This is a genomic window from Leptospira gomenensis (genome assembly GCF_004770155.1).
Taxonomy (GTDB): Bacteria; Spirochaetota; Leptospiria; order Leptospirales; family Leptospiraceae; genus Leptospira; species Leptospira gomenensis.
This window is the reverse complement of record NZ_RQFA01000066.1, coordinates 90385-105431: the sequence shown is the minus strand read 5'-3', so window position 1 is coordinate 105431 and position 15047 is coordinate 90385. Positions and strand designations below refer to the sequence as shown.

13 protein-coding genes and 2 pseudogenes are annotated in these 15047 nt (G+C 46.6%); 10 read left to right on the top strand and 5 right to left on the bottom strand.

Annotated elements, in window-relative coordinates:
* Nucleotides 1-9: 9 nt before the first annotated feature.
* The 6 genes and pseudogenes from hfq to EHQ17_RS14670 all read left to right on the top strand — a co-directional run.
* A complete protein-coding gene (hfq, locus tag EHQ17_RS14695; RefSeq protein ID WP_100745419.1) occupies nt 10-258 on the top strand; it encodes an RNA chaperone Hfq in 249 nt (82 codons plus the stop codon).
* On the top strand, nt 258-1139 hold the full coding sequence (locus EHQ17_RS14690; RefSeq protein ID WP_135590623.1) for a hypothetical protein: 882 nt from the start codon (nt 258-260) through the stop codon (nt 1137-1139). Before hfq ends, EHQ17_RS14690 begins: the two co-directional genes overlap by 1 nt.
* Nucleotides 1136-2197, top strand: a complete 1062-nt coding sequence (locus tag EHQ17_RS14685; protein WP_135590624.1) for a mannose-1-phosphate guanylyltransferase — start codon at nt 1136-1138, stop codon at nt 2195-2197. Before EHQ17_RS14690 ends, EHQ17_RS14685 begins: the two co-directional genes overlap by 4 nt.
* Before the next feature lie 221 nt (nt 2198-2418).
* Nucleotides 2419-3156, top strand: a complete 738-nt coding sequence (locus EHQ17_RS14680; protein ID WP_135590625.1) for a hypothetical protein — start codon at nt 2419-2421, stop codon at nt 3154-3156.
* A gap of 8 nt (nt 3157-3164) precedes the next feature.
* Entirely contained in the window at nt 3165-3629 is a 465-nt protein-coding gene (locus tag EHQ17_RS14675) for a chemotaxis protein CheW (protein ID WP_135590626.1), read from the top strand.
* Between the two features lie 205 nt (nt 3630-3834).
* Nucleotides 3835-5709, top strand: a pseudogene (locus EHQ17_RS14670) (tetratricopeptide repeat protein); the annotation flags it as partial.
* Between the two features lie 5 nt (nt 5710-5714).
* Here the strand turns inward: EHQ17_RS14670 and EHQ17_RS14665 are convergent.
* From EHQ17_RS14665 to EHQ17_RS14655, 3 genes are all read right to left on the bottom strand, one after another.
* Nucleotides 5715-6197, bottom strand: a complete 483-nt coding sequence (locus EHQ17_RS14665; protein ID WP_425460718.1) for an LIC_12238 family plasminogen-binding lipoprotein — start codon at nt 6195-6197, stop codon at nt 5715-5717.
* 14 nt (nt 6198-6211) lie between these two features.
* Complete coding sequence (locus EHQ17_RS14660; protein ID WP_135590629.1) at nt 6212-6421, bottom strand: hypothetical protein; 210 nt, start codon at nt 6419-6421, stop codon at nt 6212-6214.
* 190 nt (nt 6422-6611) lie between these two features.
* Entirely contained in the window at nt 6612-7052 is a 441-nt protein-coding gene (locus tag EHQ17_RS14655) for a CBS domain-containing protein (protein WP_135590630.1), read from the bottom strand.
* 282 nt (nt 7053-7334) lie between these two features.
* On the opposite strand from EHQ17_RS14655, the gene EHQ17_RS14650 reads away from it, so the two are divergent.
* From EHQ17_RS14650 to EHQ17_RS14640, 3 genes are all read left to right on the top strand, one after another.
* A complete protein-coding gene (locus EHQ17_RS14650; protein ID WP_135590631.1) occupies nt 7335-8807 on the top strand; it encodes an ATP-binding response regulator in 1473 nt (490 codons plus the stop codon).
* 720 nt (nt 8808-9527) lie between these two features.
* The gene (locus EHQ17_RS14645) at nt 9528-10583 is read left to right on the top strand and encodes a class I fructose-bisphosphate aldolase (RefSeq protein WP_135590632.1); all 1056 of its coding nucleotides are present in this window, start codon (nt 9528-9530) and stop codon (nt 10581-10583) included.
* A 347-nt stretch (nt 10584-10930) separates the two neighbouring features.
* Nucleotides 10931-11914, top strand: coding sequence for a cysteine synthase A (locus EHQ17_RS14640; RefSeq protein ID WP_135590633.1), 984 nt, complete (start codon nt 10931-10933; stop codon nt 11912-11914).
* A 7-nt stretch (nt 11915-11921) separates the two neighbouring features.
* Here EHQ17_RS14640 and EHQ17_RS14635 read toward each other — a convergent pair.
* A pseudogene (locus tag EHQ17_RS14635) lies at nt 11922-12845 on the bottom strand (LA_0442/LA_0875 N-terminal domain-containing protein); the annotation flags it as partial.
* 422 nt (nt 12846-13267) lie between these two features.
* On the opposite strand from EHQ17_RS14635, the gene EHQ17_RS14630 reads away from it, so the two are divergent.
* Nucleotides 13268-13501, top strand: a complete 234-nt coding sequence (locus tag EHQ17_RS14630; protein ID WP_246057577.1) for an LIC_11321 family protein — start codon at nt 13268-13270, stop codon at nt 13499-13501.
* 224 nt (nt 13502-13725) lie between these two features.
* Here the strand turns inward: EHQ17_RS14630 and EHQ17_RS14625 are convergent, their stop codons facing one another.
* Nucleotides 13726-15018, bottom strand: coding sequence for a sensor histidine kinase (locus EHQ17_RS14625; protein WP_135590636.1), 1293 nt, complete (start codon nt 15016-15018; stop codon nt 13726-13728).
* Nucleotides 15019-15047 lie beyond the last annotated feature (29 nt).

Sequence of the window (15047 nt, the reverse complement as noted above, 5' to 3'; positions counted from 1 at the left end):
CAAACAAAGATGTCTGCTAAAAACAATATACAGGACCAACTCTTAAACACTGCCCGCAAAGATAAGATGGATCTTACCATCTATCTTTTGAACGGGGTTCCCTTAAAAGGTAAGGTCGTAAGTTTCGACAACTTTACGATCGTTCTCGAACAGGAAAACAAACAAAGCCTCGTTTATAAACACGCGATTTCGACGATCATTCCGTCTAAAATCATCAAACTCTATACCGAGGAAACCAAAGACGCAGCGCAAGGATAATGCGGTTTTGGTCTAAATTGTTCTGGATTTTCGTTCCGGGACTGCTTGCGGCTCTTCTCTATTTCTGCGTATTCCCTCTCAAGGAGGGGGATTCCCTTCTCGTAGTCGATGGTTCGGAAGAAATTCTGGAATATACTTCCGGACCGGGATACGTTTTCGAGTGGAAAGCCCTGTTTCCTTGGAACTACGGAGTCGTTCGTTTTCCGATTTCTTCTCGGGTGTCGCAGATCATAACGAACGTGGATCTCGCTTCCGGTTTGTTTCCGGAATCCTCGTCCGAAGGCAAAGCCAGAATTCGTTTGGAAATCCGCTATTCTCTCGAACCGGATCACGTGCCTCGTTTTTTGGAAGCGTCCGGCGTTTCCGACGAGAAAGTATCCCAGTATATCAGTAAAATCGTATATTCGATTCTTCGCAAGAAGACGGACGAGTATCTTTCCAATCCTGCAACCCTCAAACAGAACCTTCTCTCGTATCTTTCCTCCGACTTTTCGAAGGATCTAACCGCGGAAGAAACGTCCTTTAAGAGTGCGACGGTCCGTATCTCCGATATTCAGATTCCGGATCCGGCTCTTATAACGGGAATATTCAAAAATCAGAATTTACTCTTACAGAAAAAATTAGAATTGGTCGCCGCGCTTTCGAAGGCGGAAACGATCAAGATCGAGGAAGAAGCCAAAACGACCGCGATGCTCAGAAGATTGGAACGAACCAAAGACTTCGCGGTCAAAAATCCCGATATGAGAGAGTTTTTATTGTACGAAAGTTTATCCGACAACGTGGAAGTGATCCTGCTTCCGTCGGAGATGATCTTGGGAGAAATCCCTTCTTCCAAAAAGAAAAAGAACGGCGCGGTAAAAAAACCTAAAGAGGTAGAATGAAACAAGAAAAACCCGTGGTGCTGATTATGGCGGGAGGGAAGGGCGAACGTTTTTGGCCTCGTTCCCGGGTTTCCACACCCAAACAATTACAGAAAGTATATTCCAACAAAACGTTGTTAAAAGAAACTCTCGATCGTGCTTTGACGATCACTTCGATCGATCGGATTTATATCGGAACCAATGCGAGTCTTAGGAAATCCATTCTCGCACAGGAAAAAAATTTCCCCGAGAAAAATTTCATCATCGAACCGGAAGGAAAAAACACCGCTCCGATCATAACTCTCGCCTCCTTGTTTTTCCGCGAAAAATACGGGGATCCGGTTCAGGTTGTCCTTTCGGCAGACGCTTGGATCAACCCTGTAAAGGAATTCACCAAAACGATCCTGAAAGCGCTTTCTCAGGTCGGCGATCATCTCGTACTTTTGGGAATCAAACCCAATCGTCCCGAAGTAGGTTACGGTTATATAGAATCCGGAAAGGCGACTGACGGCTGTTTTGCGGTGAAATCCTTTTACGAAAAACCGGATTTTAAAACCGCGCTCAAATACATCAAAAAGAAGAACTTCTATTGGAATCCGGGGATTTTTCTCTGGAAGACTTCTACTATTTTAGAAGAATTGAATGTACATTCTCCGAAAATCCTAAAACCTTTGGAGGACCGATTTCCGTTTAAAAAGGCGGGAGAACTTGCTGACGCGTTTAAGATTCTCGTCTCCGAAGCGATCGATACGGCGATCATGGAAAAAAGTTCCCGGATCCGAATGGTGGAAGCGAGTTTCGGTTGGGACGACGTCGGTTCCTGGAATTCTTTGGAACGTGTTATGCCAGGAGACGCTTCCGGAAACAGACATATGGGTAAGGAAATTCTTTTCCACAAGGCGACCGGAAACATCACTCAAACGCGCAAAGAATTTACGGCCGTTTTGGGAGTTTCGGATTTGATCGTCGTGGAAGAGGAAGACGTTCTTTTTATCAGCAGTAAAACCGGAGTGGGCGACATCAAAAACCTAGTCGCGGAGCTTCGTAAAAATAAAACTTTACAAAAGTACACGGAATAGTTTTCTGACAGGAAGGAAATCTAAGGAGTTCTGAATGCCTTCAGGTAAGAAAAGAAAGCGCAGAAAGATCGCTACTCATAAAAGAAAGAAAAAGAGAAGAGCGAACAGACATAAGAAGAAAAAATAATCCGTAGATTTTCCTTCCTGTTCCGGGCTCCTCCCGGATCCAAGCTGAGATATCGACCGTTAAGCCCGTTTCCGATTCGACCGATAGAATCGGTATGGGCTTCAATCAGGATTATTCCCTCTTTCGCAGATGGTGGAAAAAAGAAACACCGCCTGCGAAGGGTTATACGAAATCGTATTCCGCGACCACTCCTTCCGGAGACATCCTTCAAGCGGATCTCAACTTCCACGAAAAAAAAGTCCGTCTTACCTTAGAAATCGCGGGTGAAAACGGTAGGATCTACGTCGCCACCGTGAAAAACGGAGAGGTCATTCAAGAGAAAGATCTTTCCAGCGGAAGAATGGTTCCCATCTATTCCAAACTCGCTCCGTTTCAGGATATATTTTCCTCTCTTCCCGATTCCGATCTTTTGAACACTCTCGGCGGGCTGTACGGAATTTCCAGAAACCCTCTGGGGCAAACCGAAGAAAGAACGGTCCGTCCTTGGGAACTTTCCAACCGTTACGATCATATTTTCGGAATTCACCGGGAGCGTTCTTTTTGGGATAGGATTTTTTCCGGAAGAAGGGAATACAGAGAACCGTGGATCGTTCGTTTTAAAAAAAGATTCTGGAGCGAATTGCAGGATCTGACTTTGGGTATCTGTTGTGCGTTCGGTATCTATTACGGTTATACCGATTTCTATCTGCTCGGTTTTTCTCTCGGCGTTTTCGGTTTGCTTTTTGGCGGTTTAGACTGGATGCTGAGAAAACGAAATCCGCTCTTCGTAAAAGTCCTTTTGTTTATGAGTTTAGGATCCTACTTTTACTACGTCGGATACACACGGTATTGAGGTAAAGTATGTCATCCGAAATCGACCACCAATACATCCTGTTCAGTTTAGGAGACGAGGAATATGCGATTCCGATTTCCCTGGTGGATGAAATCATCAAAATCAACAATCTGATCCGTATTCCCAAAGCGAAGTCGTATTTCGCCGGTATCATGGATATTCGGGGAAAAGTGGTGAAGATGGTGGATCTGGCGATCAGACTCACCGTTCCTCGAGAAGGGGAATTGACGTACGACCGAGCGATCGTGGTCAAGGTCGGCGGTCAATCCGTTGGAATCATCGTAGACAAGGTGTCTAACGTGGTTCTTTTTCCTCCGGAATCCATCAATCCTCCGCCACCTTCGGTCAAAGGAATTTCCGGAAGATACATCACCGGTATCGGAAAAAAGGACGATCGTTTCATCATCATCATAGACGTGGAAAAGATCTTAGGAGCGGAAGAGCTGGCCGAATTGGGAAACAATGCCGGATGAAAAAAGAAACAGCCGCGATTGCGATCGAACGCCTCGAGTTTTAGTCTCCCGGGTTGCGATTGGTTTCGGAGCGGTTTTTTTTTCTCGTAACGATTCCAGAGAAATTGTTACGATCGGTTTCGGACCGGGCTTTTTTTTTAAAACTGTAACGGAGATTTTCCTCTTTCCCTTTCGTACTACAACTCCCTCCTTCGCTTCGAAATGTTTCCTTCTTTCCTGCCTCGTTTTTGTAGGCACGTTTTCCGTTTCGGCCGAAGAGCAGGATCGAAGATACGATTCCCGAAAAATATACGATCCGCCGCACGTACGAATCACGGAACAGACGATGAGCGAACTTCGCACTTCGCTTCAGGATCCTTCCAAAGACGGTTTAGCGGAAATTCAGAAAGTGCTCAACGGGTATTATTCCCAATTCATCGATTCCAGAAGGATCGAAGAGGAAAGACGTCTCGGTAAAATTTTCGACGAAAAGACGAATCGGAATACGATCCGTCTTCTGATCCTAGGACTTCTTTCCAAACTTTCCCCTTCCGGTTTGATGCGGGATTCTCCGATCCTTTTCGAGCTGCATATGCTTTTGTCCAAACTATACAACGATAAAAAACAGAACGCCAAGGCGATCGAAGCCGCGTTGACCGCGATTCGTTACCGGGATTTCAGTCACACCGAAGAGGAGTTTTTGGACGAACGTAGACTCGCGGAAGTTTACGACGTTCCGGAAAAACAAGCCGCCGCGTCGCACAGAAGAATCAAAGAGGATCGGGAAAAGGCGGCGGCGGATTTAAAAACGTCCCGGGATTTTTTCCATCTCGTAGAAGCGAATCTGATCCGCGGAAAGGAAACCAAAATTTCCGAAAAAAACGGAAACGGCGCCACCACGGAACGCGTTTTGTTCGCCAAAGATCTTCCCGCTTTAAAAGAGCGCATAACGCAGGCGGAAAAGGAACTCGAACGAAGGGAAAAGGAATATTCGGATTCCAAGGCCGCAGCCTACGAATCTTTTCGCGTTAAAAAATCGAAAGAAGACGCGCAGACGGTTTATTATCTCGCCGGTTTGATTCGGCAATCCGAAAACGAAAACAAGGAACGTCTCAAAGTTGTGAACAACCTTTCGGTGAGCGGAACCGGAATTTTCGTACTTTTCGATTACAAACGCAACACCGACTTTTTCGCGACCGCTGCGTTGTGGGAATTGGTCACCAAGTTGGATCCAGAATTCAAGGATGCGTATTTGGATCTGGCCAAGGAGCTCAAATCTTCGGGAAAAAAAGAGAAGGCGATCGACTTCTATAAAAAATATCTGGACTTAGCCCGGAAAGAAAAAACGGAGGAATCGAAACTCGCAGAAACGTATTTTGCGATCGCTTCCTTGTATACGGAGCTCAAACAGAACGTCCTCGCTTCCTCGTATTACGAATCCTATTACGGCGCGGAAGCGGATTCGAAAAAGAAAAAAAAGTTCGCCTACGAGTTGGGATCCTTTTTCGAAAATCGAACCGGAAACCTGGAGAAGGCGGTTTTGTTTTACGGGGATTGGCTTAAGGATCGTTCCGATTCTGAGAATTCCGATCTTCCGTTTTCCGATGTTTGTGAAAGACATCGTCAGGAATTTTCCGCTCAATACGGAATCTCCCGTTTTTACGCCTACGCAAGAAAACCGAGGGAAGAGAAGGTTTTTCTACGAAGAAGTATTCAAGCGTATGAAACGTTATCCGAAATCCTTCGATCGGAAGAATCGAAACATTCCGCTTTAAAGAAGGAAACCTTGGAGATCAAAAAAAATCTTCTGGAACGAACCGACGATTCCACCATGGCTCAATATCGTCTGAAGGATTTGGACCTTCAGGAATCCGCGAGCCGTTTGGGTGTGGCGCGCACCAAGTTGAATTCCACGCCGGTCACTCTGGCCATGAAACGTCTTTCCGTTTTGCTGGAAGAGGAAAAGGACTTCGCGGGCGCGAAAAAAATCTACGAAGACATCGTCCGGATCGGGAACGAGATCGAAGTGAATCTTTCTCTTAGAAACATCGATCGGATCAACAAAATTCTGGAGGACGGGATCAAACGGGAACCGCTTTGATCTTTTTATTTCATCGCTTTTTCGATATCGTCTTCGGTTTGTACGGGAGTTTCCCCGATGTCCGTCCTGGACGCGGAACGCACTAAAAATTCCACTTCGTCGATGACGTCCCCTTCAAACGCTACCTTGAGCAGATATTTTCCTGGAGTTAAGTTCCGAAACGATCCGGAGATCGTACGCGAGGAGGGATTGGGCCGTTTGCGGAGTACGTCCATTTCGTTATAACCCAGTTGAAACCGACTCAAACTCACATAGGTTTCGGCCGTTTCGGGAACCGATCGGGAAAATCGATAGATGTAATGGATGGTTTTGTCTTCGGGAAATACGAGATCGTTGCGGGTAATCGTATATTCTCCGACCGTCATATTCTTTTTTTCGAGTAGATCGAAACTGTCTTCGTCCAACACGGCCCAACCGAATTCTCCGCTCGGTTTTAGACAGGAAATCGTAGTAAGAAAAAAAAACGCTCCGAGTAGTAGGTTGCGCATCACGATCGGTGATTTCATTTTTCTCCGGGGGAAGCGGAATCTACCACCCGGGCTCTCGCGGAAATATCTTTCTCACGGGGAGATCCGGTTTCCCGAAAGTCTTCGGCTCGGGTGTAAAACGTCCGCCACTGGGGACGAGTGGATCGTTCTGCGGAGCCGGAAAAAAAACGGGAGAGGACGCGATAAACCAAATACGTCATCAGTAGAAAAAGGATCAGTTTCATGGAGTTATTCTAATTTGACTCGGTCGGAGTTTCCTGCAATCTGAAAAAATGCGGATCCGGGAAGGGAGTTACGGTTTTCGTTTCCGGAATCCGTTCTTACGACATGGGTTTCGTTTTCGGATCGATTCCGTTTTGTGATCCGGGGTTGGATCGAACCTGGTAGTTCGATTCGGACGACGTCGGATTTCGGTCAGATAAAACCGTTTTCGTTGTACATATATTGTTTTAGATTTTTATTTTCCTCTTCCGTTTTTTCGATTTTCGCCTTTACGGCGTCTCCGATCGATATGATTCCGATCAACTGTCCGTCTTCTAAAATAGGCATGTGACGGATCCTTTTTTTCAACATTACGGAAAGAAGTTCGTCCACGTCGTCCTCCGGGGACATGGTCGTAAGTGAAGTGGACATTACCTCTGAAACCGTTTTTTGGAAGAAGTCCAATCCCAATTCTGCGGAAAGATGGAGTACGTCGCGTTCTGTGAAAATCCCTTTGAGTTTCCCTTCCGCCAAAATGATCACCGAGCCGATATCGTACTTGGTCATAAACTTGACCGCTTCCATCACCGAAATTTCCGGTTCCACCGATAGAAGTTTTCTGTCCTTTTTCGCGAGGATCTGTTTTACGTACATACCGTCTCCGTATTCGATCTTTTGGTTTCGAAAGGTCCGTTTCGGATTCCTTAAGGAATGCTCGTTTTTGTTCCGTTCGTTTTCGGTCGTCTCATTCCCTAAGAGAAGTTCCTTATATGCTAGAGCGTTTCGCTTTCCGATTCAAGGATTTTTCTCGATTTCAAGGAAGAACTTTCCAATCGATATGCGATTCCGATCCAAATTCTATTGTTCGTTATTGAAAAATGGTTTTCAATTCCCGTATACTTTTACATTTTTTTCGCCAAGGTAATCCGAACCAGAATGGAACTTTCCGATACTCACCCGATCCCCTCGATCCTCATCGTAGACGACGAATGGTTGATCGCGTTCAATCTTCAGGTTTCCTTACAAAAGTTGGGTTATCGGATCGCAGGAACGGCGCGTACGGCCGATGAGGCGCTGGAACAAGCGGAACGTCATAAACCCGATTTGATTTTGATGGATATCCGTATCGAGGGGGAATTGGACGGAATTCAAGCCGCGGAACGAATTCAAAAGAAAATGGATGTTCCGGTCATTTTTATGACCGCGTTTGCCGACGAAGAAACCTTCAACCGTGCCGTGGACAAGGCTTCCATTTTCGGTTATATTTCCAAACCGTTTCAACCGCAGGCGCTTAAGAATTCGATCGAAATCGCGCTCAAACAACAAAGGAGATTCGGCAAAGCGAGAGAAGAAGGCAAAGAATTTCGGGATGTGATTCAAAATATCGGAGAAGGTACGATTTCTTTGGATCGGGATGGTAAAATTCTGTTTATGAACCGCACCGCCGAGTCTCTGACCGGTTGGTCCCTTTCCGAGGTTCAAGGAACTTCCGGGGAAAAGGTTTTAATCCTTTCCACGGACGCGGGGGAAAATTTAAATACCGAGGCGATTTCCGCCAAACTACATCATCTCAAATACATTCCTTCCCTTTTGACACGGAAGGACGGGACTCGGATTCAGGTTGCGTTCCGCGTTTCTCCGATTCGGGACGAGAAGGGAAGTATCGCCGGTTCCATTCTTACCCTTTCCGAACTTTCCTCGATTTCGGTTTCGGAACAGGAGATTTCCGAAATGGAACGGGTGATTCAATCGGAAAGAAGATTGGATTCCATTCAGAAGCTGGCGGCCGGTCTGGCGCATGAAATCAACAATCCTTTGATGGGAATCATCAACTACGGCCATATCATCCGCAATCATACGGGTGGCGACGCGGACACGAAAAACTACGCTCGTCTCGTGATCGAACAAGGGGAAAGAATCGCCTCGATCATCCGCAATCTGGTTTTGTTTTCCAGACAGGATCCGGAACAACCGGTCGATACCAACGTCAAACAACTCGTGGTTTCCGTGGAAGGTATGATTTCGCAGATGCTGAAGTCGAAGGAAATCCTTCTCGATACGTCCATTTCCGATTCGCTGAACGTGAAACTTCGCCCGAATCAAGTGCGGGAAGTTCTTTACAATATCCTGTATTATTATTCCGAAAATCAAAAAAAGGCCCAGATTCACTTACGCGCCGATTTGGAGGCAGGGGAAAATCCGTATCTGAAACTTCTCGTTTCCGGGAAGCTGGAGCTGAATCTGAGCGAGGAAAGTAGGTTCGAACCGTTCGAAAATTTCCGCTCCAACGATGCTCGTATCGGTATGGGGCTTTCGGTTTGTTATGGGATTTTGCAGGCGAACCGGGGACAACTTCTCCTCAAAAAATCGGAGGCAGGCTGGGATTTTATCGTTAAAATTCCGGTTTGAGGGAAGTGTGCGTTTCTTGCGCGGGGCTCTTTTTAGGGTTTCGCTCGGGCCGTGCTTCTGCCGTGGGAGTGTGGAATCGTGTGAGTTCCCACACAAGTTTGTATCTCGAAGGAATTCTGCCGTGGGAGTGTGGAATCGTGTGAGTTCCCACACAAGTTTGTATCTCGAAGGAATTCTGCCGTGGGAGTGTGGAATCGTGTGAGTTCCCACACAAGTTTGTATCTCGAAGGAATTCTGCCGTGGGAGTGTGGAATCGTGTGAGTTCCCACACAAGTTTGTATCTCGAAGGAATTCTGCCGTGGGAGTGTGGAATCGTGTGAGTTCCCACACAAGTTTGTATCTCGAAGGAATTCTGCCGTGGGAGTGTGGAATCGTGTGAGTTCCCACACAAGTTTGTATCTCGAAGGAATTCTGCCGTGTGAGTGCGTGGAATCGTGTGAGTTCCCACAGAAGTTTGTATCTCGAAGGAATTCTACCGTGTGAGTGTGAAATCGTGTGAGTTCCCACAGAAGTTTGTATCTCGAAGGAATTTTACCGCGGAAACTGCAAAACAATGGACCATCCGGTTCATCGATTTTACTACAAAAACGACCGATCACAGCCCTTTCGTTCTCATTCACAAACGATTTCCGGACAGTTTTGGCTTCGAAAAGCGATGGAAAATCCAGGTGAGTTGAAAAAACCTGTATTCAACATTCAAATCGAGCAAGGAACTAAGGAATGATCGATAAAATCAAAGCCGCACTGGGCGCAGAAGCGGATTCTCTTTTAAACCATACTTGTAAAACGATTCCCAAGGAATCATTGAGCCTCCCCGGCGCCAACTACGTGGACGATATTCTTTCCAAAAGCGATCGAAACAACTCCGTTCTCAGAAACTATCAGGCGATCCTGAACACGGGAAGACTTGCCGGAACCGGTTACACTTCTATCCTTCCCGTGGATCAAGGAATCGAACACAGCGCGGGCGCTTCCTTCGCAAAAAATCCCGCGTATTTCGATCCCGCGAACATCGTAAAACTCGCGATCGAAGGCGGTTGCAACGCGGTCGCTTCCACACTCGGAGTGCTCGGACTTGTTTCCAGACAATACGCGCACAAGATTCCGTTTATCGTAAAGATCAACCACAACGAACTTCTTTCGTATCCGAACAAGTTCGACCAGATTCTTTTTGCGAACGTGGAACAAGCGTTTGATATGGGAGCTGTTGCTGTCGGAGCCACGATCTATTTCGGTTCGGAAGAATCTTCCCGCCAAATACAGGAAATTTCGGAAGCCTTCCACAGAGCGCACGAACTCGGACTCGTAACGATTCTTTGGGCGTACTTGAGAAACGACGGATTCAAACCTGACAAGATCGACTATCACCTCGCGACCGATCTTACCGGACAAGCGAACCACTTAGGCGCTACGATCCAAGCGGACATCGTAAAACAAAAACTTCCCGAAGTTTTTGCGGGCGGGTTTAAAGATTTGAAATTCGGTAAAAAAGACGACAGAATGTACACCACTCTTTCCGCCGATAACCCGATCGACATGGCGCGTTACCAAGTGGCGAACTGCTACATGGGCAAAGTAGGTCTGATCAACTCCGGTGGAGCTTCGGGCGAGAACGACCTCGGCGACGCTGTAAAAGCTGCGGTCGTAAACAAAAGAGCGGGCGGTATGGGATTGATTTCCGGAAGAAAGGCGTTCCAAAAACCGATGAAGGACGGAGTCGCTCTTTTGAACGCGATCCAAGACGTCTATCTCTCCAAGGACGTGACGATCGCGTAATTCGGACTTCTTCACGCGTTCCACTGCGGTTTGTAGCTTGAACGCGTGAAAGCCGTTTCACACCGTTCTTTTTCCCGTCTTCGAAAGCGTCCGGTTTTTCGGTCCTCCTCGCGACGATCGGGAAAACGTGCTCGTCCGGAAAACCAGACTCTATCTCATTTTTTGAATATTATAAAAATAGGATTTTCTTTCGAAGCTCCTGTGGACGAAACGTGTGAGGCACCGTTGAGCCGCGCCGAATCGGTTCGATAAAAAAAGGCGGGAACGGGGTCGAAGGAAAGGATTCGTTTCCGATCTTCGATTCGATTTTTAGAATAGAGCATTCCAGCATTTACGAAGAAGGCGCTATGAACGTTAAAAAAGATTTTTCGGAAACGGTGGGAAATACGCCGCTCATTCTGCTTCGAAGTTTCAGCGAAGAAACCGGATGTAAAATTTACGGTAAGGCGGAATTTCTCAATCCAGGGGGGTCGGTCAAGGACCGCGCCGCGTTGTTTATCGTTGAGGACGCGGAACGAAGCGGACGTTTGAAACCGGGAGGAACCGTAGTGGAAGGTACTGCGGGAAACACCGGAATCGGTCTGACGCATATCTGCAATTCCAAGGGTTATAAAACCCTCATCATCATCCCCGATACACAATCCCAGGAAAAGATCGATCTATTGCGTACGTTAGGCGCGGAGGTTCGAACGGTTCCGGCGGTTCCGTACAAGGATCCGAATAACTACGTAAAGTTGTCCGGTCGAATCGCGGAAGAATCCGAAAACGCGATCTGGGCCAACCAATTCGACAATCTCGCCAATCGGGAAGCGCACTTTCGATCCACCGGCCCCGAGATTTGGGAGCAAACCGAAGGAAAGATCGACGCCTGGATCACTTCTCTCGGAACCGGAGGAACGTATGCGGGAGTTTCCTTGTTTCTCAAGGAAAAAAATTCCAAGATCAAAACCGTAGTCGTCGATCCGTTCGGCTCCGGTATTTATAACTTCGTCAAAAAAGGCGAGGTCCTTGCGGAAGGAAGCTCTTTCACCGAGGGAATCGGAAACGGAAGAATCACCGAAAATATGAAAGGTGCTCCCATGGACGACGCGATCCGCGTTTCCGACGAAGAATGTTTACATGTCGTTTATCAATTGTTGCACAAAGAAGGTTTGTTTTTGGGAGGCTCCACTGGAATCAACGTGGGGGGCGCCGTAAAATTGGCCAAAGAACTCGGACCCGGGCATACCATCGTTACTGTGTTATGCGATTCGGGAGCCAGGTATCAATCCAGGATTTTCAACAGACAATGGTTGGAATCCAAAGGATTGAAACTCCCCGTCGGAACCTAACTCCTTTTTAAAAAAATACGCTGTAGAGAATTTGTCCTCCGGCGTCGATACTTTTGATTCCTCCCGCGATTTCCCGAGAGACCAAAGGATTTCCGCGGACACCAAAACCTTCTCGTACGGATTCTCCTGCGGGAGTTTGTATCACATTGTGCGCGGCCCATGTTTTTCCCGAAAAATAGGAATGCACCAACTGGATACAGTAAATTCCTACGGCGACTCCGAGAGCTGCGTGTTTGGCGTTTTTGTATTGTGATTCGTCCGAGCGGATGGATCCGAGGGATTCAAGGGTTTTGATCGTTTGTATCTGGTCGTATTGTTCTAAAGCGGCAGCAGGAATCAAACCAGACGGTAAAAAACCCAAAGTGATTTTTTGTTCCAAGGTCTTGATTATCTTTTTGTCGTACGCGTCTGCGCGGTCTTTTTCGGCGGCGTCTAACGCGAAATAGGCGATGAGCGATACGAAAAAAATCGTGGAATAGGTGTTGCTCCATTCCCCTTGTCGCATCACACTTTGTCCCCAACCGGGTAGAAGCGCTGACTTCCAAACAGGTTCCCAAGGATTCCGTTTCGCGGAAATGTATCGTTCCCAATCTCCGTCCCGTTCTTCGAGATACTTTTCCAATAAAGCCAAACGTTTTTGTACGATCTTGTAACTATTCTCCTTAATCATCTGTTCCAGGTAGATATTATCCGCCTGTTCTTCCCGTTCGTTTCGTCTTCCTTCTTTGTTCAGTTTTTTGCGTTCGTTTTCCACGATTTTGGCGATCTCCTGCTCGTCCTTAATCTCTTTGAAAACGATTTTGAGAATTTTACTTTTGACCAAACGTTCGCGTTTGCCTTCCCGGATAATCGTAACCGATTCCGGATCCTGGTCGATAACCGTCCCGTAGGTCCTTCCTCCTGATTTCAAAAGTACGGTTTCTCCGAAAAGCCGAGGTGTTATCAGAAGAATCAAAAATAGAAAAAGTGTTCGTGGTGAGGGGTGTCTTTTTGTTTTCATTGGGATCGCGTGCCTGTCTGATTTTTTGTTTAAATTCGCGAATTAGAATGGACGAAAAATTCAAGATTGCAATTGAATTCCAAAGGATTTCCGAGAAACGCTCCGAAAAAACGAATCGAAACGAATCAAAGTCGATCCTATTTTAGGAAGAACGGAAAAAATTTTGTGCTCTTTGTGTTCCCGCATTTTTAGGATTGGATCACCGGCGAAAATCGCTTGTGTCGGAACAAACGAAGATTTAGAGATAGGATCATAAAAAAGAAGGATTTTAGATTCGCGCTACAGCCGATGGAATTTTACTGGGATTTGTGATGAATAAAAAATCGATTTTCGCAGCGGCAGTTTTGTTTGTGATGTTTTGTTTCGTTCCGTTCGGCTCGTTCGCGAAGGAAACGGATAAAAAAGATTCGGAAAGAAATTCGTCGGGCGATCCGAAACCTGCCGCAGTTCCGGGTTGTTGTAGGATCAAGATGAAGGGCGGAGGATACGATTATTTTGTGAGCACGGAAGTAGAGTGCGCTTCTCACAAGCAGTTTCATTCGTTTTTGAAAGAGAGAACTCTTTGTTTCGAGTCCTTTCCTGAGTAAGATTGTGTGAGTTCCCACGCAATTTGTCGTACCAAGGATTTGCTGCTTGTAGCCTGCGTCCCGTGTGAGTTCCCACGCAGTTTGTCGTACCAAGGATTTGCTGCCCGTAGTCAGCGTCCCGTGTGAGTTCCCACGCAGTTTGTCGTACCAAGGATTTGCTGCTTGTAGCCTGTGTCCCGTGTGAGTTCCCACGATTCTCCGATTCTAAAACAAACCGTTCCTGACTACGGAAAAAAACGCACACGCACGGAAAAACCGTTCCGCGTTTCCACTTCCATTTCGCCCCGCAATTGCTGACAAAGAGCTTCGATCAAACTCATACCCAAGGAAGAACTTTCACCGTCGGAATTTTTATCCTCATCCAAGGTTTTTCTTCCGACACCGTCGTCCGCAACCTGAAGGATCAAAAAGCCGGATTCGGATTTTTTGAATTCGATGGAAATCCTCCCTTTTCTTTTGTCGGGAAATGCGTGTTTGAAAGAATTCGAAAGCAATTCGTTGACGATGAGACCGCAAGGAATCGCCTTCTCCATCGGAAGATGAATTTCCTCTAAGTTGCAATCGGCTTGAATTGTACCGTCGCTCGGACCGTAGGAAAGAAATAAATGTTTGATCAGAGAATCGAGATAATCCTTCGCATGAATGACCTTATAGGAATTCTTAAGAAAAAGATAATCCTGAACCATCGCCATCGAATGAATCCGGTTCATCGCCGAAGCGATCGCTTTTTTCGCCGGTTCCGATTTGGTTTTTTCCTGTTCCAACGCCATCATCGAAAGAATCAGTTGTGTGTTGTTTTTGACACGATGTTGGATTTCTCGGAACAAGGTTTCCTTGTCGTTTAACGTTTCCGTGAGTTTGGATTCCGTTTCTTTGCGGATCGAAATCTCCTTTTGTAGTTGTTCGTTCGTCTTTCTTTGAAGCTGCAGCAGTTGTTTCTGTTTTCGAATTCCCTGCGCAAAACCCCGGAGAATCGAAATCACTGCGAATGTCAAAAGTCCGCAGAGAAAGGAAAAATTGATTCCTACGACCAATATCTGAAGAACGCTTTCGGTCCCTTTCCAGATTCTATAATGAACGAGCAACGCTCCACCGAAAACGCAAGCGCTCGAAACGATCCATCCCCAAAACGCCAAAGTGGGATTGAGAAAAATTCCGCAAAACACTGGGATCAAAAAAAACCAAAGAATCCCCGCGCCACCCAAACCTATCTTCGTATAAAGGAGCGCTCCCAAAATGGACACCAAGGCCAAAAGAAAATAAGACTTCGATTTGTAGAATCGATTGGGAAGTAAGAGAAGAAACCAAATGAGAAGTAGGGCAAGCGTATCGATGATGACGACTTCGCCGAGCCCGTGCACCCAGGCGAGATACACACTCGGAATGTAAACGACGAAACCGAAACAAGAAGCGATGACCAATAAAATTTGGATGATATTCCGCTTCCACGCATTCGGATGAGAGGACTGAGGGGATTGAAGCTGGAAAAATTCCTGTAAGGTGGATGCGAAATTCATAGCCCCGAACGTTTCCCGAAACGATCACA

Excerpts from the sequence above, each read along its gene's own strand:
- hfq (WP_100745419.1), top strand. The coding sequence starts at position 10 with ATGTCTGCTAAAAACAATATACAGGACCAACTCTTAAACACTGCCCGC.
- EHQ17_RS14690 (WP_135590623.1), top strand. The coding sequence starts at position 258 with ATGCGGTTTTGGTCTAAATTGTTCTGGATTTTCGTTCCGGGACTGCTT.
- EHQ17_RS14685 (WP_135590624.1), top strand. The coding sequence starts at position 1,136 with ATGAAACAAGAAAAACCCGTGGTGCTGATTATGGCGGGAGGGAAGGGC.
- EHQ17_RS14680 (WP_135590625.1), top strand. The coding sequence starts at position 2,419 with ATGGGCTTCAATCAGGATTATTCCCTCTTTCGCAGATGGTGGAAAAAA.
- EHQ17_RS14675 (WP_135590626.1), top strand. The coding sequence starts at position 3,165 with ATGTCATCCGAAATCGACCACCAATACATCCTGTTCAGTTTAGGAGAC.
- EHQ17_RS14665 (WP_425460718.1), bottom strand. The coding sequence starts at position 6,197 with ATGCGCAACCTACTACTCGGAGCGTTTTTTTTTCTTACTACGATTTCC.
- EHQ17_RS14660 (WP_135590629.1), bottom strand. The coding sequence starts at position 6,421 with ATGAAACTGATCCTTTTTCTACTGATGACGTATTTGGTTTATCGCGTC.
- EHQ17_RS14655 (WP_135590630.1), bottom strand. The coding sequence starts at position 7,052 with ATGTACGTAAAACAGATCCTCGCGAAAAAGGACAGAAAACTTCTATCG.
- EHQ17_RS14650 (WP_135590631.1), top strand. The coding sequence starts at position 7,335 with ATGGAACTTTCCGATACTCACCCGATCCCCTCGATCCTCATCGTAGAC.
- EHQ17_RS14645 (WP_135590632.1), top strand. The coding sequence starts at position 9,528 with ATGATCGATAAAATCAAAGCCGCACTGGGCGCAGAAGCGGATTCTCTT.
- EHQ17_RS14640 (WP_135590633.1), top strand. The coding sequence starts at position 10,931 with ATGAACGTTAAAAAAGATTTTTCGGAAACGGTGGGAAATACGCCGCTC.
- EHQ17_RS14630 (WP_246057577.1), top strand. The coding sequence starts at position 13,268 with ATGTTTTGTTTCGTTCCGTTCGGCTCGTTCGCGAAGGAAACGGATAAA.
- EHQ17_RS14625 (WP_135590636.1), bottom strand. The coding sequence starts at position 15,018 with ATGAATTTCGCATCCACCTTACAGGAATTTTTCCAGCTTCAATCCCCT.